A 22,719-nucleotide genomic window follows, 5' to 3' on the forward strand; every position below is an offset into this window, starting at 1 on the left:
GTTTAAAGGTTTTAGTTACTGTTTATTCTTATTTCAGTCAGTTTCTTATCCTTCAATTCAAGTGTAATATCTGACGCCTGTGCTACTTCCTTGCTGTGGGTCACAACGATCACACACTTGCCTGTTTTCTCAGCAAGAGATTTGAGCAAATCAATGATATCTCCAGCAGTCTTAGGATCCAAGTTTCCTGTTGGTTCATCTGCTAAAATCACTGGTGCTTCAGATACAAGGCTACGAGCAATGGCAACCCGTTGTTGCTGCCCTCCTGATAATTGAAGAACATTCCGCTTGATTTGACTTTCATCTAAACCAAGTTCAAGAAGGGTATCCTTGCTAGCTTTTTTATTAACCAAGCGGATATTTTCCAATGGAGAAAGATAATCAATCAAGTTATAGTTTTGGAAAACTAGCGAGATATGGTGCATGCGATGATAAGAATAACCTTGTTCACGAATATCCTTGCCTTCGAATAAGATAGCACCTTCGACTGGGCTATCAAGTCCTGCTAAGAGAGATAAGAGTGTTGACTTCCCAGCTCCTGATTCTCCGATAATACTATAAAACTTGCCAGGTTCAAAATCGTAATTGATTTTATATAATACTGCTTCTGCAGTGTTCTTGTAACGATAAGTAAGATCTTGTAATTGTAGTAAAGTCATGATTTCTCCTTCATTAACTAATAGATGATAAAATTTCCTTAGGTGATTTTCTAAATAAAAAGATAAAACAAAGTGCAACTGACAAGCAGCTAATTATAAGTAGGAAGATATAAGATTCTCCAAATGATAGAAGACTTGTTGAAAGACTCATTGCTTTTGCTAGCGTATCTTGTAGGGCAGCTTGGTCGCCACTTGCTAGTACAGTCTTCAAGAGATAGGAAGTAATGGCATTTCCAGCTACAAATGCCGGCAAAATAGATGCCAATGAAACTAGGATGACTTCCAGGCAGAATTGGCTAAAGATTGCTATTTTTCCCTTCCCTAGTGCCAATAAAATTCCAACCTCGTAGACTCGCTCTCGTAACCAAAGTGACAAGACCAAGATCAGCGCTCCTACACCAGCAATCATAATGCCATAGAGGAAAATCTGTAGGAAGGTTTGAAAGGTCGAAACGGAATCCTTGATTTGTTCAAAGGCCTTATTTTCCTTTTCCACTTGGAAACCTTGGCTTTCCAGAGATAACTTTTCAACTTCTTGAATGATACTATCCATATCTTTTGGATTTTCTAGATAGAAACGAGCGGCAGTAACTTGAGCTTCCTTATTTCCAAGAAGAGTTTGGCTACTTTCGAAGTCTGTATAGACCGTGTTTTCACTAAAATCTGAGCTAAGACCAGTGAATTTTTCTTGCTTCTTACCTGAGAAAATACCTACGATTTCATAGTCTAGCCTTTGTCCACTATTTCCTTCTACTTGACCAGGATTTAAGCTAATCTTATCTCCTAGCTTTAGATTGTTTTTCTTTGCTAAATCTTCATGGATTAAGATTTTTTTGCTATCTCCTTTTTCGATATGTCTTCCTTCTTTAAGGGTAAAGGCGGAACTTGTAAAAGAAACATCCTTGGAAGAGTCTTCTAATGCAATCAAACTGATAAGATTTTTTTCAGCCTCTGTCAAATCATCCCTTTGGATACTTTGCTCTCCAGTGACGACTTCTTTGTCAGTCAACTTAGCTATTGTTTCAAGCTCTGGGAAAATCTCCTCAAGCCCCTTTATCTTTTTAAGGTCATCTAGTTGAGACAGTTGAAAGGTCTGATCTGCTTCTATTCTTTTAATAGAAAAAGATGTATTCAATGAGCGATAGAGATTATTTTCTACTGTTTTGTTGGACTTCATGAGCGTCAAACAAGCCGATATTCCAGCCAATAAGACAAATAGAATCAGGAATAATATGAGACTTCTCAGTCGTTTTCTGCTGACGTAAGCCCAAGCTCTTTGAGTGGGATTCATATAGCACCTCCATATTTGTAAGACTATTATAATATCCAAATATGAAATGTTTATGAAATAAGAAAAATTTTTGAAATAAAATAAGCCAGTATTTCTACTGACTTTATATTTATAAATCCCCCAGATTAAAACAGAGAAAATGCAGCAACTAAACCAGACAGGATGTTAGCTAGTGCATGTATGATCCAACTTGTTAAAATGGAGCCTCCAGCTTTCTTTTCATTAACAAAACCAAGATAAGCTGCTATTGCTCCAGTAAAAAATATAATGAAAAAAGTGACTTCTAAACTTACTACTGAAGCAAATAATACTCCATGAAGCAATCCAAAAGCGATAGCCTGTATCGTATTTGCAAAGACAAACGGCATGTGATTTGCCATTCGTTTCAGTAGAAATCCTCTAAATAGCAGTTCCTCTGGCAAAGATGTTTGCAAAATACTGTAAATTAGAATACTTGGTAAAGCCTTATAGCCCATACCAGAAAAAGCCGAAGTAGCCGTTTCTATACTAGGTGTTAGAGGAAAGACAAACATATAAAAAGTGGTAAATAAGAGAAATCCACCAATTATCCATGAGATCAGATCAGAATCTTTAACCCTTTTAATAGATTTTAAACCAATCCATTCTATAAATGGGACTTTCCCCCTTACAGTCAGAAACCACCAGATAGAAGGTAGTAAAATAATAAAGAGAATTTGAATAAAGGCACTTATGATTCGTTGAAGTTCATTAACCATCGTAATCCTCCTTTACATTTTTGAAATACTTATTTCAAATACTATATGACTATCTACCCCTCCTTTCCTAACTTTTATATCCGCTTTAACTAAACCTATTAGTATCTATTACTCGATTATCTTCATAAAAGACTTTTTGTAGTTACTTTCTATATATATTATAACACTTTTTGAATTGAAAGAAAAAACTGCAAGAAAAAGGTATTCTTCTCCTGTAGGTTTACTGCTATGCATTCCAACAAAAAAAGAGCTAGCAATTGCCAGCTCTTTTCCTATGCGGAGAGAGGGACTTGAACCCTCACGACCTAAAGCGGTCACAGGATCCTTAGTCCTGCGCGTCTGCCAATTCCGCCATCCCCGCGTCGATTACTTTACTAGTATATCAACTTTCATAAACTTTGTCAACACTTTTTTCAGATTTTTTTCAGTTTTTTTGAATACATTATTCTTTAATTTCAACTAGATTTTCATCAAGGAGTTTCGCTCCTAATGTATTCTTAAAATGTCCAAGTGCAAACTGATGGTTTTCAGGCCAAATGGATGCGACTGCTGGCTTGACAACTTCTATCTGATACCCAAGATTATAGGCATCGATAGCCGTATGCAATACACAGATATCTGTAAGAACACCTGTTAAGATAACTGTATCCACGCGACGCTCTCTCAGACGGATATCCAAATCTGTGCCAGAAAAAGCCGAATAGTGACGTTTATCCATCCAGAAAACACGACTATCCTGGGCCTGTTCCTGATAAAATTCAGCTAACTTACCATATAGATTACGCCCGCTAGTCCCAATCAGATTATGAGGGGGAAATAGTTTACTTTCTGGATGAAAGACATCATTTTCCTCATGAGCATCAATGGTAAAGAAAATATAATCTCCACGGTCAAATGCTAATCTAGTTACCTGATTGATTACTTCTGATATTGCTTGAGCAGGAGCTCCTGCTGTCAATTTTCCATGATCCGCTACAAAATCTTCTGTATAGTCAATAGAAATTAAAGCCTTAGCCATTAATAGTCCCTCTTTTTCACTTCTTCAAAAATATCTGGGATTAAAACTTTTAGATAAGTTCCCTTCATACCCAATGAACGACTTTCAATAATCCCTGCTGATTCGAGCTTCCGAAGAGCATTGACAATCACTGAACGAGTAATACCGATGCGATCTGCGATAACTGAAGCTGTCAATTGTCCTTCTTTGCCATCTAGTTCTGCTAAAATCGCAGAGACTGCACGCAATTCAGAATATGAAAGTGTATTGACCGCCATAGTCACTGCTGTGCGACGGCGGATATTTTTCTCATCTTCTTCACGTTGGAAGTTCAAAAGCTGAATACCAACCACCGTGCTGGCAATCTCAACAAGGATCAAATCCTCATCTTCGAATTTCTTGTCATTTCGCCAAATAATCAAAGAACCCAATCGAATCCCAGAAACGTGGATTGGAGCGATGGTTGTTAAACCATCTGGGAAGTCTGAGCGACTTTCAGTTGGGAAAATAGTCAAATCATGTTCCACAGGGAGGTTGGCCTCCGTATCGTAGATCATATTTGCCCCTTGGATATAGTCCTCAGGGAAAATCTTTGTTTGGAAGAACTGCTCTACACGATCGGTGTTTGTTTTATAGCGCATAAAGTAGCCCAACAAACGCCCCTTGCTATTGACGATACAAGCATTGCAGTCGATGATATCGGCTAATTGACGGGTAATGGCATTATAGGGAAGTTCATCCTGTAGTTGCTCCTCCGAACGCTTTAAGATAGATGTGATTTTTCTCGTTTTTTCTAATAAATGTGCCATTTTTCACCTCGTATTTAATCGCTTCCATTATATCACAAAACTGTCTTTATTTCAATAATTATCTGAAAATTGCTTATTGCATTGCAATTCTCTTACATTTGCAATTTTTTATATTTTTTTCAATTTTCTTGTTGACAGGTCCCTCATTTTTTGATAATATAATATTACAAGATAACAAATATATAGATATCACTTCTAGTATTGATTTTTACGTAACTCTCGGTCTCCTTATATATAAAAGCGATCCACCACAGTGAACCGCTTTTTTTATTATTTATCACCCTTGTTACGAATAACGAAGCCTGTTTTCTTTTCGCTAGATGTTGTGCGAGGTTTTTTGTTGTCCTTACGGTAACGTTTTTCCTTATCAAAGCGGTCGTTTTTGCGACTGCCTTTTTTGAAATCATCCCGACGTTCACCACGACGATTGTCACGACGGCGTTCACGATCACGACGGTCATCTCCACGACGACCTCCCTTACCTTTCCCACCGAATCCATTACCTGAAGGTTTAAACGGCAGTGGTTTTTCACGTGCAATCTCAATTTCTGGAAGACTATCTGGATCCTGAACTGTTAAGCTAAGAATGTACATAGCCAATTCTTCAGGACTGAATTCAGCTGCTAATTTACGGGCATCTTTGCTAAATTTCTCGAAGTTTCCACGAATAGCTTCATCAGCAAAATCACGTTCAATTTTCTTGAGAGCAACTTGTTTCTTAGCTTGGAAAGCTTCTTCTGCACTTGCAGGTTTGAGACCTTTCATGCGTTTCTTAGTCAAGTTCTCAATGATTTGGAGATAACCCATTTCATTAGGTGAAACGAAGGTAATAGACTGACCTGACTTACCTGCACGACCTGTACGACCGATACGGTGAACATAACTCTCAGGGTCTTGTGGGATATCGTAGTTGTAGACATGAGTCACACCTGAGATATCTAAACCACGAGCCGCAACGTCAGTTGCTACGAGGACATCAAGGTTGCCATTTTTGAAATCACGAAGGACACGAAGACGTTTGTTTTGGTCCAAATCTCCATGAATACCTTCTGCACGGAAACCACGGATTTTAAGCCCACGAGTTAACTCGTCTACACGACGCTTGGTACGACCAAAAACGATTGACAACTCAGGTTGATCAACATCCATAAGACGAGTCATGGTGTCGAATTTTTCTTGTTCTTTAACACGGATATAGTACTGGTCTACCAGTTCTGTTGTTAATTCTTTTGCAGCAATCTTCACATGCTCAGGTTCTTTCATGAACTGAACACCAATACGTTTGATAGCATCTGGCATAGTCGCTGAAAAGAGCAAGGTTTGACGATTTTCCGGTACACGAGAGATGATTGCTTCAATATCCTCAAGGAAGCCCATGTTCAGCATTTCATCTGCTTCGTCTAAGATCAAGGTTTCAATATCATGTAATTTCAAAGCCTTGCGTTTAATGAGGTCAAGAAGTCGTCCTGGTGTTCCTACTACGATATGAGCCCCTGATTTAAGAGCCTTGATTTGTTTTTCAATACTTGAACCACCGTATACTGAACGGACTTTCACACCTTTACTACGGCCAAAGCGGAAGAGTTCTTCCTGACTTTGAACAGCCAGTTCACGAGTTGGTGCAATGACCAAGGCTTGAATGGTCGCTTCTTCTGTACGAATTTTTTCAAGGGTTGGCAAGCCAAAGGCTGCTGTTTTCCCTGTACCAGTCTGTGCTTGACCGATAACATCTTTTCCTTCAAGAGCCAAAGGAATAGTTTGCTCTTGGATAGGACTTGCTTCTACAAATCCTGCTTTTTCGATTTCTGCTAACAAATCAGCAGAAAGATTAAATTCATTAAATTTCACGTTATTCTTCTTTCTAAAGATGGTGCGAAGCCATCCTATAGCGCTTAGTTTATACTTTTCTTTTCATGACGTATTTTCATATCTTCTATGAAAGATCGTGTTGCTTCTTTTCCAATAAAGAAAAGTACTGCTTTCTTTGCAACTTATCTAGTATAACACAAGAAATGGTTAAAAGATAGTCAGACCCTCTGATTAAATCATGTAAACGATTTTTCTATTTTTTGAACTTGATTCTCAAAAGCTTTCGTGAGACTAAATTAGTCCAATATTTTTTCCGTAGCAGATTTGTGAAAAAATTTTTTTCTTGTGCTAGAATGAAATCAAACAGGAGGATTTAAAAATGTTAACATACGATTTAATTGTTATTGGATTTGGTAAGGCAGGTAAAACTCTTGCTGCCAAACTGGCTAGTGCTGGAAAAAAAGTAGCTCTTATCGAGCGCAACAAGGCTATGTACGGTGGAACTTGTATCAACATCGGTTGTATTCCAACCAAAACCTTGTTAGTTGCTGCAGAAAAGGACTTGTCATTTGACGAGGTTATGGCAACAAAAAATACAGTTACTACACGTCTCAATGGTAAAAACTATGCTACTATTGCTGGTACAGGCGTTGATATCATTGATGCTGAAGCTCACTTTGTTTCTAATAAAGTCATCGAAATTCAAGCTGGTGATGAAAAACAAGAACTAACTGCTGAAACAATCGTCATCAACACTGGTGCTGTTTCAAATGTTCTACCTATTCCAGGCCTAGCTACTAGCAAGAATGTCTTTGATTCAACTGGTATCCAAAACTTGGAACAATTACCAGAAAAACTCGGAATTCTTGGTGGTGGAAATATCGGTCTTGAATTTGCAGGTCTTTACAATAAACTTGGCAGCAAGGTAACAGTCTTAGATGCTCTAGATACTTTCCTACCTCGCGCAGAACCTTCCATTGCTGCTCTTGCTAAACAGTACATGGAAGAAGACGGCATTGAACTCCTTCAAAATATCCATACTAGTGAAATCAAAAATGATGGCGACCAAGTCCTTGTCGTAACTGAAAAAGAAACCTACCGTTTCGATGCCCTTCTCTACGCAACAGGACGTAAACCAAATGTGGAACCTCTTCAACTTGAAAATACAGATATTGAACTAACTGAACGTGGTGCGATTAAGGTGGACAAACACTGTCAAACAAACGTTCCTGGTGTCTTTGCGGTCGGAGATGTCAATGGTGGACTTCAATTCACTTACATTTCACTTGATGACTTCCGTGTTGTATACAGCTACCTCGCTGGTGATGGCAGCTACACACTTGAAGACCGTCTCAATGTGCCAAACACTATGTTCATCACACCAGCACTTTCACAAGTTGGTTTGACCGAAAGCCAAGCAGCTGAATTGAAACTTCCATACGCTGTTAAGGAAATCCCTGTCGCTGCTATGCCTCGTGGTCATGTAAATGGTGACCTTCGTGGAGCTTTCAAAGCAGTTGTCAACACTGAAACCAAAGAAATTCTCGGGGCAACTATCTTCTCTGAAGGTTCACAAGAAATCATCAATATCATTACCGTTGCTATGGACAACAAGATTCCTTACACTTACTTCACAAAACAAATCTTCACTCACCCAACCTTGGCTGAGAACTTGAATGACTTGTTTGCGATTTAGTTTTATCAAGCAGCCCTCCTTGGGCTGTTTTTCTTTTTCTAAAATCTCAAATCTGTCTTTTTCAGCTTTTATGATATAATAGAAACATGAAATTAGAAACTACTTTTGGGCTCCTTGCTGGACGTTCTTCTCACTTTATTTTGAGTCGTCTCGGACGTGGAAGTACGCTCCCAGGGAAACTTGCCCTCCAATTTGATAAAGACATTTTACAACATTTAGCGAAGAACTACGAGATTGTCGTAGTTACTGGTACCAATGGAAAAACCCTGACAACCGCCCTCACTGTCGGTATTTTAAACGAAGTCTATGGTCAAGTTCTGACCAATCCTAGTGGTGCCAATATGATTACAGGGATTACCACCACCTTCTTGACAGCCAAATCTTCTAAAACAGGCAAGAACATCGCTGTCCTTGAAATCGATGAAGCTAGTCTCTCTCGTATCTGTGACTACATCCAGCCAAGTCTCTTCGTCATCACCAATATCTTCCGCGACCAAATGGATCGCTTCGGTGAAATTTATACGACCTATAACATGATTTTGGATGCTATTCGGAAAGTTCCTACTGCTACTGTCCTTCTCAACGGTGATAGTCCACTTTTTTACAAGCGCTCTTTCCCAAATCCTGTTCAGTATTTTGGTTTTGACTTGGAAAAAGGACCAGCACAACTAGCTCACTACAACACGGAGGGAATCCTCTGTCCTGAATGTCATAGCATTCTTAAGTACGAGCTCAATACCTATGCCAACTTGGGGGCCTACATCTGTGAAAATTGTGGATGCAAACGTCCTGAGCTGGATTATCGTCTGACTGAACTGGTTGAACTGACCAACAATCGCTCTCGTTTTGTTATCGACGGCCAAGAATACGGTATTCAAATCGGTGGTCTCTACAACATCTACAACGCTCTGGCTGCAGTTGCTATCGCCCGTTACCTAGGCGCTGATTCTCAACTGATTAAACAAGGATTTGACAAGAGTCGTGCTGTTTTTGGACGCCAAGAAACCTTCCAAATCGGTGACAAGGAATGCACACTGGTTCTTATTAAAAACCCTGTTGGTGCTACCCAAGCTATTGAAATGATTAAGCTAGCTCCTTATCCATTTAGTCTATCTGTTCTTCTCAATGCTAACTATGCGGACGGAATAGATACAAGCTGGATTTGGGATGCTGATTTTGAACAAATTACTGATATGGACATTCCAGAAATCAATGCTGGAGGAGTTCGTCATTCTGAAATTGCTCGTCGTCTTCGAGTAACTGGCTATCCAGCGAATAAAATCACTGAAACAAGTAGTCTGGAACAAGTTCTTAAAACGATTGAAGCTCAAGATTGTAAACATGCTTACATCCTTGCGACATACACCGCTATGCTGGAATTCCGCGAACTGCTGGCTAGTCGTCAGATTGTTAGAAAGGAGATGAACTAATGGTTTATACTTCACTTTCCTCAAAAGACAGCAACTATCCATACCAGCTAAATATCGCCCACCTCTATGGGAATCTCATGAATACCTACGGAGATAATGGGAATATCCTCATGCTCAAGTACGTAGCTGAAAAGCTTGGGGCCCATGTGACAGTTGACATCGTTTCGCTTCATGATAATTTCGATGAACATCACTACGATATTGCCTTTTTCGGCGGTGGCCAAGACTTTGAACAAAGTATCATTGCTGGTGATTTGCCTGCTAAAAAAGAAAGCATTGACAACTTCATCCAAAATAATGGTGTCGTCCTTGCTATCTGTGGAGGTTTCCAACTATTGGGTCAATACTATATCGAAGCTTCTGGAAGACGTATCGAAGGTCTAGGTGTCATGGGACACTACACTCTCAATCAAACTAACAACCGCTTTATCGGTGATATTAAAATTCATAACGAAGAGTTTGATGAAACCTACTATGGATTTGAAAATCATCAAGGCCGCACCTTCCTCTCAGATGACCAAAAACCATTGGGGCAGGTTGTTTACGGAAATGGCAACAACGAAGAAAAGGTCGGTGAAGGTGTTCACTATAAAAATGTTTTCGGTTCTTATTTCCACGGGCCTATCTTATCTCGTAATGCCAACCTAGCCTATCGCTTGGTCACTACTGCTCTTAAGAAAAAATATGGTCAGGACATTGTTCTACCAACTTACGAGGATATTCTCAGCCAAGAAGTTGCTGAAGAATACAGCGATGTTAAGAGTAAAGCAGATTTTAACTAATATTTAGATTCCAACTTGCTTCGGCTGTTGGAATTTTTTTAGATTCTTTTCCCCTTCTCCCTTGCATTTTCTACTAATTTTTGCAAAAATAGAGGGGTAGAAAGAAGGTAGCATATGTCTAAATTACAACAAATCTTAACTTATCTTGAATCAGAAAAGCTAGACGTCGCTGTCGTATCTGACCCCGTCACAATCAATTACCTCACTGGCTTTTACAGTGATCCCCACGAACGCCAGATGTTCCTCTTTGTCCTTGGAAACCAAGAACCACTTCTCTTCGTTCCAGCCCTTGAGGTTGAGCGTGCAACTAGCACTGTCTCATTCCCAGTTGTTGGTTATGTGGACTCTGAAAACCCTTGGAAGAAAATTCAAAACGCCTTGCCACAGCTTGATTTCAAACGTGTAGCAGTTGAGTTTGACAATCTCATCTTGACTAAATATCACGGTTTGAAAACTGTCTTTGAAAGTGCTGAGTTTGAGAACTTGACTCCATTGATCCAACGCATGCGCTTGATCAAATCAGCAGACGAAGTGCAAAAGATGATGGTTGCAGGTGTTTACGCCGACAAGTCTGTTAAAGTTGGTTTTGACAATATCTCTCTTGACAATACTGAAACTGATATCATTGCTCAGATTGACTTCGCTATGAAACGTGAAGGCTATGAAATGAGCTTTGATACCATGGTTTTGACTGGTGATAATGCTGCGAATCCGCATGGTATCCCTGGAGCTAACAAGGTTGAAAACAATGCCCTTCTCCTCTTTGACCTTGGTGTGATGGTCAATGGTTATGCATCAGATATGACTCGTACAGTCGCTGTTGGAAAACCTGACCAATTCAAGAAAGATATTTACAACTTGACTCTGGAAGCTCAACAAGCTGCCCTTGACTTTATCAAACCCGGTGTAACAGCTCATGAGGTTGACCGTGCGGCTCGTGAAGTGATCGAAAAAGCTGGCTACGGTGAGTACTTCAACCACCGTCTCGGTCACGGTATCGGTATGGATGTCCACGAATTCCCATCTATCATGGAAGGAAATGACATGGTTATCGAAGAAGGCATGTGTTTCTCAGTTGAGCCTGGCATCTACATTCCTGGTAAAGTCGGTGTTCGTATCGAGGACTGCGGTGTTGTAACCAAAGATGGCTTTGACCTCTTTACAAGTACCAGCAAAGATTTACTTTATTTTGATTAAAAAGTATATTATAAAAAATAAGATGGAAAAGTTATTCTTTTCCATCTTATTTTTTGATTTGATAATAAATTTTATCAGCGATATAACCTTTTCGTTCAACTGCATTTGGAATCGTCTTCCAAAAAGTCATACCCACCTTTTCCATAACACGACCAGATGCTGGGTTTAGACTTACATAGCAAGCATCAACCTCTTCAAATCCAATCTCATCTAGACAGTATGATAAAACTGCCTTCAAGGCTTCTGTCATGAGTCCTCGTCCCCAGTAGTCCATCCCCAAGATATATCCGATCTCACAGCTAAAGTTTTCTTTATCCACACTGACCAGACTAATATCTCCAATGATATAGTCTGGATTTTCTTTGAGACAGATGGCCCATTTGTAGTAATTTGGATCGTCATAGGTTTTTACCCAATTGCCAATAGAGTTTCGAGTCTGTTCGACATTCAGGTGTGGATTCCAAGTCACATAAGTTAGATTTTCTGAGCGTGAAGCCCAATTATCAAACATGGCTTGAGTATCAGTTTTCACAAATCTCCTCAGTATCAAACGTTCTGTCTCAATAGTTTGTGTACCAAGTGCTTTCATAATCGTAACTCGCTTTCTATTTGAATGCCCAAGCTAAAAAGGTCAATTGGACTCAAAATCCGTATCTTGACCAGGTTAATAAAGAGGTGCTAAATTATGAAAAAAGTCCCATTGTTAGTCTAAGCTGTTAGTATTTTTAAAAAGACAAGGTGTTTTATCTTTGTCTTTTTCGTTTTAGTATTGCTTTTGTTTCAATGTCAATAAGTGTGTTCTTTTTGAATCAGTAACTATTCCAATTTATCTATCTCGAAATATATAAAATCCCTTTGTAATACTATAAAAAATAACTAACAAAGAAATAACTATAAGACTCGGTTGCCAAAAACCCGATATATCTACTACACTTTGGCCTAAAAGTTGGCCAATAAAGCTAACTAAAATTAAAATAATTAAATTGAAAATTACTGATACTAATAAAATTAGCACCGAATGTATTATTGCCTCGCCTATACGTATTTTAAAAAGTTGTAATCTTGACACTCCTAGTGTCTTTAACTGTTTAATGTCTTCAATATCTTTATTTGAAGATAAAATTGTAAGAGAAATAGAACTAGTAATAATCAGAATAATTGGAGCAGACAGATAAGCAATAAAGGAAGCTCTTGCTTCGAGTACACCGTTTGCTGTATTCATGAATGAATACATATTTTGGGTGTAAAGAATAAACCCAGAAATAAGAGTTACTCCCATGCTCATTGAAGTTTGTATACTTTTCAAATAGCTAGGATTGGATAGTAGATTCCAAAAGCCTGTATTGATTACATAATTTTCAGTTGGAAATATCCTCATTAAAAATTTTATTAGAAACATTTGAATTGATGGAGATAGTGATTGAATAATAAGGATGTGAATAATTAATAAAAATAATATTATGCTTGACTGTGTTGAAATTATTTCTTTATTACTGCTAAAACCTGCTGAAACAATAAAACATATACATAGTAACCATAGGATTAAACGAACAGAGATGTTAATAAAACCAGTTACTGTAACTTTTCTTTTTTTCTTTTTTGGTTTTAATATTGATGATATTTTAAGTATTCGACTTGAATAAAAGTAAGCTCCTATCCCGACAATTGTTGGGACTATAAAAACACTCAATAAAATTGATTGAATGTTGGCTGTAATAACTAGATCAGGTAACTCATCTCTTCCTAATAAATTTTGTAAAAATTTGTAGTAACTATCTGCCATGATAAATGAAAGTATTGTACCAATACTACTAACAATCACTGCCATTAAATAAAACTGTCCAGATACTAATAAAGATAGCTGAGTTCTGCTTGCGCCTAAGATAGCCCATAATTGGTAATCCTTTTTAAAGATATCTATTAGCAGTCTTATATTATTTGAAATAAGGAAAAATAGAGTAGTCCCGCCAAAAACTATTAGCATTTGAAAAAGTTGTGAAGCGTTAATGTTAGCAGTCTTGATTGAACTAGCAATACCAAATAAAGATGTTCCAACAATTAGGCTAGATACAAATAGTAATGGTATTGTTCCTAACCATTGTCTTTTTGAGTACTGAAATTGGTAAATGATTAATTTTAGCATAATAAATCCTCCTCAAATTAATCTTTACTACTTTCAAGTGCTTGGTAGAGCTCATCAGCTGAAGGTTTAATAATTTGTCGAGATATTTTTCCGTCTTTTAAAATGAGTGCTCTGTCAGTTTTTGAAGCCAACTCAATATCATGGGTGACCATAAGAACACATTTTCCTTGACTCGCTAAATTACGAAGTGTTTCCAATATAAGTTTTCTTGAGACGCTGTCCAGAGCTCCTGTTGGCTCATCAGCAAAAATAATTTTACTATCAGCTATTATTGCACGAGTAATAGCCACTTTTTGCTGTTCTCCACCTGATAAGGTAGCAACTAATGATGATAGTTCTGCTTTAAAATTCAAACTATCCAACATTTTTTTTACTTTATTACTATCAACACTCTTTCCTGAGAGTCTCAGAGGAAGTGTAACATTTTCTAGTACAGGTAGAGCGGGTACCAGATTATAGTTTTGAAAAATAATTGCAATATCTTGCCTTCTAAATTTAGCAAGCTTCCCTTCTTTTAAGGTATATGGATTTATACCATTGATAACAACTTCACCACTTGTTGGTTCAGATAAACTTGATAAGCAACTTAGCAAAGTAGACTTTCCAGAACCACTGACACCAAGTATTGATACAAATTCCCCATAATTGACAGATAAAGAAACATCTTTCAAAATAGAGACAGTTTTGTCTTGCCCTAACAAAAATTCTTTTGAAAGGTTTGAGACTTTAACAGCTACATTATTAACCATAATAAATCCTCCTGATTCCAGTGTCATCTTTGATTTTATTATATAAATTGGAATTCTATTAATATCAAGTAAGTAACTTATGAAACGAATTTTTAATGGATAAAATTTCTTTTTTATCTGGAACTCGAATAAAGGTCTTTAGCGAACTAAGAATTTTTTCTATTACTATAATAGTATCATAAAAGAGGTTTAATTGAAAGCGTAATCATAACTCTATTAAGAGGTACAGCTATTCTATACAAAATTTAAACATAAAACTTAGATATACTTAATAAATGAGAATTAAAGTTAGCTATAACGAAGATAGTAGCATATGTAAAAACTTTTTGATACAACAGAGTTACCAAAAAGTTACAAAAATTTGAAAAATGAGTCTATTTTGCAAGATTCAAAAGTCCTAAAACGCTATTAAATCAAGGTTATAAGAGTTAAAAAATGTATTCATAGAACTCTTCCTCGTTTTCCTGTTTCAAGACTCAGCCAAAAAAAGGTCCTCCGGACCTTCCTCGCTTTCTATTTTCAGGATCGGGGTAAAAACCTCCCCCAGAGGTTATTCTTGCTTTCTAATTTCTAGGCAAGAAGGTAAAAAGGTCCCCCGGACCTGCTTCGTTCTCCTGTTTCTAGACTCGGGGTAAAAAGGTCCCCCGGACCTTTTTACTCCCAAAACGTATCAAACACTGTGATTGGTAAGTGGCGTTTGTGTTGGCCTTTATACCACCATTTTTCAATGGTTGCTTGGGCTTCTTGGCTGATTTGTTTTTCTTCTAGATAGTCATCAATCTCCGCATAGGTTACACCGAGTGCAACTTCATCTGCCAAGCCTGGTTTCTCTTCTTCTAAATCAGCAATCGGTACTTTTTCATAGAGAGCAGGATCAGCTCCAAGCACCTTCAATAGTTGTTTTCCTTGACGTTTATTGAGGCGATAGAGAGGAAGAATATCTGCACCGCCGTCGCCGAACTTGGTAAAGAAACCTGTGACATTTTCCGCAGCATGGTCTGTCCCGATAACAGCTCCGCTATGAGCACCTGCAAGGGCATATTGGGCAATCATACGACTACGAGCCTTGATATTTCCTTTGTTAAAATCGGAAACTGCACTCCCTGTTGCTTCAACAGCTACGGTCATAGCATCAGCAGATTCCTTAATATTCACTACCAAGCTCACATCTGGCTGAATAAATGCTAGGGCTTTTTGAGCATCATCCTCGTCAGCTTGCACTCCATAAGGGAGGCGAACAGCGATAAATTTATAACTATCATCACCTGTTTCTGCTCGCATTTCTTCCATGGCTAATTGAGCCAAGCGTCCTGCCAAGGTCGAGTCCTGTCCCCCAGAAATTCCTAAGACAAATGTCTTTAAAAAAGGATGTTTTTTCAAGTATCTTTTCAAAAAGTCAATCGAACGACGGATTTCTTCCTTGGCGTCAATTACTGGTTTTACACCTAGTTGCTGGATAATGGTTTCTTGCAAACTCATTCTTTTTCTCCTTCACCTAGAGCTTCCTTACGCATTTTATCAATCAAGTCCATCTTGTCTTGCCATACATCACGAGCCAAGTCCACAGGATAATGTTGTGGATTGAGTACACGTTTGTATTCATCCCAGAGCTTATCAAATTCCTTACGAGCATAGGCTTGGATTTCAGGTAGACTTGGTAAATCATAGACTAGCTTACCTTCCTTGAAAATGTCAATCAAGAGAGGAACAGCATCAAAATTACGGACGGTTTTCTTGATGTATGTATAGGTTGGATGGAACATCTTGATTTCAGTCATACTAGCAACATCGACACCATCATAGGTAATGTAGTCACCTTCAGACTTTCCTTTTTCACGACTAGTGATGCGCCAAACTTGCTTCTTACCTGGTGTTGAAACCTTCTCGGCATTGTTTGAAAGCTTGATAGTATTGCGCATTTGACCATTCTCATCTTCGATGGCAACAACCTTGTAAACTGCTCCAAGTGCTGGTTGATCATAGGCTGTGATGAGCTTAGTTCCTACACCCCAAACATCAATCTTAGCTCTTTGCATCTTGAGGTTAAGGATGGTATTTTCATCAAGATCATTGGATGCATAGATCTTAGCATCCGTAAATCCTGATTCATCCAGTTGTTGACGAACTTTTTTAGAAATATAAGCAATATCTCCAGAGTCAATGCGGACACCAAGGAAATTAATCTTATCACCAAGTTCACGCGCAACCTGAATCGCTGCTGGAACACCGATGCGAAGAGTATCATAGGTATCTACTAGAAAGACACAGTTTTTGTGCGTTGAGGCATAAGCCTTGAAAGCCTGATAGTCATTTCCATAAACTTGAACTAAAGCATGTGCATGAGTACCTAAAACCGGAATACCAAAGAGCTTCCCTGCGCGTACATTACTAGTTCCATTGGCACCACCAATAACAGCCGCACGAGTCCCCCAGATAGCTGCATCCATTTCTTGCGCACGACGTGTACCAAACTCCATCAAAGGTTCATCATCAATGACTGAACGAATACGAGCTGCCTTGGTCGCAATCAAGGTTTGAAAGTTGACGATGTTCAAGAGAGCTGTTTCAACCAATTGACACTGAGCCAAAGGACCTTCCACTTGAACGATTGGTTCATTAGCAAAGACCAAGTCCCCTTCTTGAGCAGAACGTACAGTCAATTCTAATTTGAGGTTACGCAAATATTCCAAGAAAGCTCCATGATAGCCCAAAGAATCTAGGTAAGCAATATCACTTTCTGAAAATTTCAGGTCATTTAGGTAAGCCACAATCCGCTCTAGACCAGCAAAAACAGCGTAGCCATTTTTAAACGGTTGTTGGCGGAAATAAACTTCAAAAACTGCTTTCTTGTTATGAATTCCTTGGTCGAAGTAAACTTGCATCATGTTAATTTGATACAAATCAGTGTGCAAAGTTAAACTATCATCTGGGTACATATACTGTCCTTCTTCCCTATTTGTAAAAAGATGAAAATGTTTCTTCTTTTCTCATAAATTAGTACTATTATAACACATTTTCTCGATATTGATAAAAAGCTAACAAGCTATTCCATGCTCTCGAGCTCATCCATATCTTTTTCATACTTCTTCTGAGCCCATTCACCAAAGTTTCTTAAAGTCAGATTTCCAATAAAGACCCATGGAAGATAAAGGAGATAAGTAAGGATCCAAGCAGACAAGTATTTAAAATTCAAAGGATTGTGCTGGTAAAATTCGATATTGAACTGGTAGTTCTGGAGCATCAAGATGGCTGTAATTGCAAGAGTCACTAATAAGCATCCCAAAATCGTAAAATGAAAACGACTATAGTAGGTCACACCGAGATTTCGAGCACGGCCGAAAAAGTAAGAAGTTCCAATAATGATAATGATGAGAATCATTCTCGGATTAAAAAGACTTGGTGCTAATACTGCAATCATATAAGATAAAAGCAAGAAAGCTATAGAGATATAGAAACTTTCAGCCCCCGCTTTATTCATCAGTTGTTCTTCTCTTTCATCCAGTAATTGATAATAAAATAATCTATTTTTCATCTTCTTCCTCCCAAAATAATTGATCTAGAGTTTTCCCTAAGCATCTGCAAATGGATTGGCAAAGCGAAAGCGAAGGATTGTACTTTCCAGCTTCTATCAAACCGATAGTCTGCCTAGTGACACCCACAGCTTCTGCCAGGTCACCTTGTGTCATGTCAAGCTCCACTCGAGCGAGTTTTAATTTTAAATTCTTAACCACTTGTTACCTCCTCCTTAATTTTAAAAGTCGCGCTTCTTTTTTCAACTTCATTATATCATATAATTTACATTATGCAATATATATCTGTCATTTTGTGAGATTTTTTTAACAAAAAAACTCTACCACTTACATGATAGAGAGTTCTCTGTTTATTCAAATTTTTTCAAAATATCTACAACGTCACTTCTCTGTTTGACTTGGTAGGCTTTAATGCCTAAACTTTCAAGCAAGAGCTTAGTCATAGTTCTTGTAGCCCATTTAACATAACTTTTATATAAAAAACCACCATATTTAAAACTACATCTTATATTTAAAATTCAAAATTACTTTTCTTTATTTAAACCAGAAATATATAGTAAGCCTAATAGCAATTTTATTTCTTGTGTTTTTTTCATTACATCAACTTTTGTTATAATTCTAGTTCCCCCATGCGTTGACAGGTTAAGAAATGCTAAAAAGCTTTCACTTTCATCTCTAGAACTAATTGTGCTACGTAAAGAATTCAAAACTCGCTTATCCGCATCGTCTAATTCACTACTGTCAATCAAATCTTTTCCTTCTTCAATTACTTTTCTATAGTTTTGCAATAAACTTTCTGTCTTACCTATTTTACTGTTATCCAAAATATCATTTACAACAATTTCAATTAAAGTTCGATAAGCAGCAACTGCTACAAAACTATAATCTTCAGTACTAAAAATTCGATTAATTTCTCCTATAAAACTGACAACATCTGACCTAAAGTTAACTTCTTTGTTTATAGGCATACTGACTAAATTACTACTAGACGATTCTGGTTGAGCAATATAAAAGTTATCCTCTACTACTCTAAACGTAAAATCAGCCTCATGAATAAGCCTTGTTTTCTTATCTGTTATTTTAATTGCAATTGTATTTTCATTTAATCGGCCAAAACTTATTATACCTTTATTAAAATTAATAGTAGGATTATTTTTTGTATCAATTTCAAAATGTAAGCCCTTATCCTCTTCACCAAAACTATTTGTAAAATTGAATAAATTATCAACTTTATAATCTATCCCCTTCTTGAGTATATTTTCTTTTTGACTGATTTTAGGTTGAGCCGGCTTCCTTAAAATTATCTTTAGAGAAGATACCGTAGTATCTGTCTCTTGACTAATCACCCATTCCCCTTCTTGGAGTTTATTAAATTCACTCACTTTTTCTTCGTTAAAATAAATGTCTGTAGCAACTTGAATTAATTCCTTTAAATTAGGAATCTTCTTGTCTAAATCATCTATATCAATCCATGATTCAACTACCCCAAAATTTATTGTTTCTTTAGTCTTTGGAATAATATCCAATAGAATTTCCTTATCAAAAAGAGTACATTTTAATTTGTCTCCTTGTTTTTCAAAAATTATAAAATCTTTTAATTTAAAATTTGGTATAATATATTTTTTAAGATTGCTGAGATCAGAAGTCTCTTCTTCAGCTATCCTACTTTGAATAAATGTTTCGTGAGAAAAATCTCTTAATTCATTTTTTAACAAGGAACCGATTCTCTGAATTTTTTCGTTTATTTTTTCAATGAAATTTGCTATATCATCAGTTAACTTACTCTGAGAAAATTGAGTCCGGTCAGAATTGAACTGTATTGATGGATCACTAGATTTAATAGAAATATAACCTATTAATTGTTTTAATACTTCGCTATATTTTTTTGTAATCATTAATTCAGTATCAAATAACAGATAGTTGTTAAACAAATTATTATTGATGTAAATCAATGGGGTTAAATTGTTATTATTAGGATTGTAGAATAAAGGGTTAATCTTACGTTTTGCTTTTGAAACGAGATAATAGGCAGCTAAATTAGTATCAAGAGAATACCTATCTGAATTAAAACTAAATTCTTCAGAAAAAATATCCTTACCATCTTTCCTAAAGACCAGATTTTGATCAGACGAAGAATAATTTATTTCAAATAACTGCTGAGGCCTATTTTGTGTCTGTAATTGAATTTCATAATCGGTTGAGTTAATCTCTCCATCTATATTAAGTTTTATAATAAAGTTCTTATCGGCAGAAATTTTTCCGTCAGATATTTTATCATCAATAAAAGAATTTAAAATTTTATTTCGATTAACTTCTTCACTAAGATACTTTTTTAAAGTATTAACATTATAATCATTGATTTCAATTTGGATTAATGTACCTATAAAATCACCTGAACTTGAAAGAGTAACATCTAAACGCTTATCTGTTATATTATATTCAGTAACCAAAGAATCAAAATCTACAGTAAACTCTGAGATCTGAGTATTTTGAGCTGTTTTCCAATATACTTTTTTCCCAAATCTAAAAACAGATAAGAATCCCAAACCTTTTGAACCCTGAGTTAAGCGTTCAGTGTCTTTATAAGAAATAATTTCTCCATATTTCTTATCACTACTTGATATGTGGAATAATTTCTTAATTCCCTCCGTATCCATACCAATTCCGTAGTCTCGAATTGTAAGTAGTCTAGATTCCGAATCCAATGTAATATCGACACTAGGAGAACAAGCATCGTATGCATTTTTTATTAACTCATTTAGAGCAATAATATTATTTGGAATTTTTTCTGATAACTCACTCAATATATTACCTGCTACAGTAATAGGTACTTGTTCAACTTTATTGGACATTTAAATCTCCTTTATTTTTCTTAATATCAAAACATATTCTTGATTCATTGATTCCACTGATTTATCTTTTACATTCGATAACCTTCTCGGCATTCTCTTAATAGGTATATTTCTTGTAATAGATGCTTCTAATTCAAATCCAAGACTCTCAAAATATTCTTGAGTAACTTTAGATAAAGGAACCGTTTTATTATCAACTCGTCGATTGCCTAAAGTTAAAACAATTCTTTTGTTCTTTTTTATAATTCGTCCCATTTGTCCCATTACATCCAAATAGTCAGTTATAAAATTCATAACTTTTTTTCTCTTATCCGTGGCTATACTTTCAACATACTTATTTAAACAATCTGATTGATAGTTTTGTTTAATTCTTCTAATTCTCCCCCCTAAACTATTCGAGTCAATACTTGAATAATTATCTATTAATTTCTCGTCAAAACTTTCCATATCTTTTCTGTCTATCCAGTAAATTGGTAACATAGAATACTGTCCATATGTTACCGTAGTTGAATTATCTCCATAGGGAGGAGAAGTTACAATCAAATCAACAGAATCGCTCTTCATTCCATATAAAATATCTTCCGATTTTCCAATTTTTAAATCAATTTTTTTTCTTCTGTTATAATCAGGTAAATATTGAGAGTATTCGTTAATGCTCTTTATAAAATCTTCAACGATGTGATTTTCCATCTTTTCAATATCGTTTTGCTCTTTTACGTGCAATTTAAATGTTGAACTTCTTGTATTACTGTATTTTTTTAAAATATTAATTAAACACACCCAATAATACTGTCTTACGTATCTGTATTTTTCTCTCTGAATAGCACAACGAATTTTACTAAACGTCATTATAAAATCATTTCGATACCATTTTTCTATATTATAAAAATAATGTTTGTCAAATTCGAAACTATTGCTTTTTAAAAATTTCTCAATTCTATTGTTTGCTATATCTATATATTTTTTGTTAACACCTTGTAGCTTAACTTTTGTAATAAGATTAGCTAAAGGGTTAATATCTATGCCAATCGGAGAAAGGTTATTCTTTTCCCCCTCCACTAGAGTTGTTCCAGAACCATGAAAAGGATCAAGAATATTTGTAATAGATGAATCTTCACTTTTAATTAGCTTAATTAATTCATATTGCATATCAGGAACCATCGTAGCTGGATAGGCACTAATTTTATGTATTCCTGAAGCAGTTACATTTTTAAAGTCCCAGTAATCAATTTCTTTTTCTTTTATTTTATCTACTAAATTCGACTTCAACAATTTAGCCCCCGACTAATATTTTTCTACTATGCAACCTAAGTATAGCATAGAAATTTTTGAACGTAAAGAAATAATATAATTAATCTGTTAAAGAAAATTAAATTAATCTCTATTAACAAAAACCTCTCTACCAACTAAATGATAGAGAGGTTTCTGCTTATTCAAATTTTTTCAAAATATCTACAACGTCACTTCTCTGTTTGACTTGGTAGGCTTTGATACCTAATGTCTCAGCCATCTTAGTGTTGTATGCTATATCATCAAGAAAGACACAATTTGCTGGATCCAACTCGTATTTACGGAGGATTCCTTCAAACATTTTTGGATCTGGTTTGATGGCCTTGATATCGCAAGAAAGAACGAATCCATCTAAGATTTCATTTAAAGGAGAGAGTTGTTCCTCTAATAATTCATAAAAAACTGGTGATGTATTTGACAAAACAAAAATACGATGGCCTTTTTCCTTTAAACGTACCAGGAGAGGAAAGACTTCCGTGTAAATTTCAATGTAAGAAGGCCAATTCCAGACTACTTCTTGAACCTTTTCTTGATATATGCTTCCAATCATGGAAACAACTTTCAAGACCAACTCTTCTCTGGTCAGGGTTCCGAGATCTAATCTTTCCCAAAGACCTGATTGAAAGATCGCCTTGTCCAATATCATAAAATCCTTCTCTGTTTTTACCACACCTCGTAAAATCTTATCCTTGTTCCATTCTAATAAAACATTTCCCATGTCTAGTATAATATCCATTATCCACCTCTA

20 protein-coding genes and 1 tRNA gene are annotated in these 22,719 nt (G+C 36.3%); 4 read left to right on the top strand and 17 right to left on the bottom strand.

The annotated features are described in order from the left end of the window. Positions 1 to 11 precede the first annotated feature (11 nt). From vex2 to QM874_RS02920, 7 genes are all read right to left on the bottom strand, one after another. Positions 12 to 659 carry an ABC transporter ATP-binding subunit Vex2 gene (vex2, locus tag QM874_RS02890; RefSeq protein WP_414316135.1) on the bottom strand — a complete coding sequence of 216 codons (648 nt, stop codon included), beginning with the start codon at positions 657 to 659 and terminating at the stop codon, positions 12 to 14. A 13-nt stretch (positions 660 to 672) separates the two neighbouring features. Further along, complete coding sequence (locus tag QM874_RS02895; protein ID WP_414316136.1) at positions 673 to 1,950, bottom strand: ABC transporter permease; 1,278 nt, start codon at positions 1,948 to 1,950, stop codon at positions 673 to 675. A gap of 125 nt (positions 1,951 to 2,075) precedes the next feature. Further along, a complete protein-coding gene (locus tag QM874_RS02900) occupies positions 2,076 to 2,687 on the bottom strand; it encodes a CPBP family intramembrane glutamic endopeptidase (RefSeq protein ID WP_414316137.1) in 612 nt (203 codons plus the stop codon). A gap of 275 nt (positions 2,688 to 2,962) precedes the next feature. After that, a tRNA-Leu gene (locus QM874_RS02905) sits at positions 2,963 to 3,048 on the bottom strand. Positions 3,049 to 3,129: 81 nt separating this feature from the next. Continuing rightward, entirely contained in the window at positions 3,130 to 3,705 is a 576-nt protein-coding gene (locus tag QM874_RS02910) for a cysteine hydrolase family protein (RefSeq protein ID WP_414316138.1), read from the bottom strand. Then, positions 3,705 to 4,493, bottom strand: coding sequence for a GTP-sensing pleiotropic transcriptional regulator CodY (codY, locus tag QM874_RS02915; RefSeq protein ID WP_049548420.1), 789 nt, complete (start codon positions 4,491 to 4,493; stop codon positions 3,705 to 3,707). Before codY ends, QM874_RS02910 begins: the two co-directional genes overlap by 1 nt. Positions 4,494 to 4,763: 270 nt before the next feature. Next, positions 4,764 to 6,341 carry a DEAD/DEAH box helicase gene (locus tag QM874_RS02920; protein WP_414316139.1) on the bottom strand — a complete coding sequence of 526 codons (1,578 nt, stop codon included), beginning with the start codon at positions 6,339 to 6,341 and terminating at the stop codon, positions 4,764 to 4,766. 340 nt (positions 6,342 to 6,681) lie between these two features. Between QM874_RS02920 and QM874_RS02925 the strand changes: the two genes are divergently transcribed. The 4 genes from QM874_RS02925 (at position 6,682) to QM874_RS02940 (ending at position 11,407) form a co-directional block, all read left to right on the top strand. Then, positions 6,682 to 7,998 (top strand): FAD-containing oxidoreductase, encoded by a 1,317-nt coding sequence (locus QM874_RS02925; protein ID WP_414316140.1) that lies wholly within the window; start codon positions 6,682 to 6,684, stop codon positions 7,996 to 7,998. An 86-nt stretch (positions 7,999 to 8,084) separates the two neighbouring features. After that, positions 8,085 to 9,428: a lipid II isoglutaminyl synthase subunit MurT gene (gene murT, locus QM874_RS02930; RefSeq protein ID WP_414316141.1), complete on the top strand. Its 1,344-nt coding sequence runs from the start codon at positions 8,085 to 8,087 to the stop codon at positions 9,426 to 9,428. Further along, positions 9,428 to 10,210, top strand: coding sequence for a lipid II isoglutaminyl synthase subunit GatD (gene gatD, locus QM874_RS02935; protein ID WP_414316142.1), 783 nt, complete (start codon positions 9,428 to 9,430; stop codon positions 10,208 to 10,210). Before murT ends, gatD begins: the two co-directional genes overlap by 1 nt. A 114-nt stretch (positions 10,211 to 10,324) precedes the next feature. Next, a complete protein-coding gene (locus QM874_RS02940; RefSeq protein WP_075230825.1) occupies positions 10,325 to 11,407 on the top strand; it encodes a M24 family metallopeptidase in 1,083 nt (360 codons plus the stop codon). A gap of 46 nt (positions 11,408 to 11,453) precedes the next feature. Here QM874_RS02940 and QM874_RS02945 read toward each other — a convergent pair whose 3' ends face one another. From QM874_RS02945 to QM874_RS02990, 10 genes are all read right to left on the bottom strand, one after another. Further along, the gene (locus QM874_RS02945; protein ID WP_414316143.1) at positions 11,454 to 11,996 is read right to left on the bottom strand and encodes a GNAT family N-acetyltransferase; all 543 of its coding nucleotides are present in this window, start codon (positions 11,994 to 11,996) and stop codon (positions 11,454 to 11,456) included. A gap of 237 nt (positions 11,997 to 12,233) precedes the next feature. Beyond that, positions 12,234 to 13,550 carry a beta-carotene 15,15'-monooxygenase gene (locus QM874_RS02950; RefSeq protein WP_414316144.1) on the bottom strand — a complete coding sequence of 439 codons (1,317 nt, stop codon included), beginning with the start codon at positions 13,548 to 13,550 and terminating at the stop codon, positions 12,234 to 12,236. A gap of 17 nt (positions 13,551 to 13,567) precedes the next feature. After that, positions 13,568 to 14,299 (bottom strand): ABC transporter ATP-binding protein, encoded by a 732-nt coding sequence (locus tag QM874_RS02955; RefSeq protein ID WP_414270330.1) that lies wholly within the window; start codon positions 14,297 to 14,299, stop codon positions 13,568 to 13,570. 654 nt (positions 14,300 to 14,953) lie between these two features. Beyond that, positions 14,954 to 15,778, bottom strand: a complete 825-nt coding sequence (gene nadE, locus QM874_RS02960; protein ID WP_414316145.1) for an ammonia-dependent NAD(+) synthetase — start codon at positions 15,776 to 15,778, stop codon at positions 14,954 to 14,956. Further along, entirely contained in the window at positions 15,775 to 17,235 is a 1,461-nt protein-coding gene (locus QM874_RS02965) for a nicotinate phosphoribosyltransferase (protein WP_414316146.1), read from the bottom strand. Before QM874_RS02965 ends, nadE begins: the two co-directional genes overlap by 4 nt. Before the next feature lie 107 nt (positions 17,236 to 17,342). Beyond that, complete coding sequence (locus QM874_RS02970) at positions 17,343 to 17,831, bottom strand: DUF6773 family protein (protein ID WP_414316147.1); 489 nt, start codon at positions 17,829 to 17,831, stop codon at positions 17,343 to 17,345. Continuing rightward, positions 17,821 to 18,030: a helix-turn-helix transcriptional regulator gene (locus tag QM874_RS02975; RefSeq protein WP_006151491.1), complete on the bottom strand. Its 210-nt coding sequence runs from the start codon at positions 18,028 to 18,030 to the stop codon at positions 17,821 to 17,823. Before QM874_RS02975 ends, QM874_RS02970 begins: the two co-directional genes overlap by 11 nt. 323 nt (positions 18,031 to 18,353) lie before the next feature. Next, entirely contained in the window at positions 18,354 to 20,681 is a 2,328-nt protein-coding gene (locus QM874_RS02980) for an ATP-binding protein (RefSeq protein ID WP_414316148.1), read from the bottom strand. Next, positions 20,682 to 21,950, bottom strand: a complete 1,269-nt coding sequence (locus QM874_RS02985; RefSeq protein WP_414316149.1) for a DNA methyltransferase — start codon at positions 21,948 to 21,950, stop codon at positions 20,682 to 20,684. A 160-nt stretch (positions 21,951 to 22,110) separates the two neighbouring features. Continuing rightward, positions 22,111 to 22,707, bottom strand: a complete 597-nt coding sequence (locus QM874_RS02990) for an HAD family hydrolase (RefSeq protein WP_414316150.1) — start codon at positions 22,705 to 22,707, stop codon at positions 22,111 to 22,113. Between the last annotated feature and the right edge of the window lie 12 nt (positions 22,708 to 22,719).

The organism is Streptococcus infantis (assembly GCF_047463615.1).
Lineage (GTDB): Bacteria > Bacillota > Bacilli > Lactobacillales > Streptococcaceae > Streptococcus > Streptococcus infantis_X.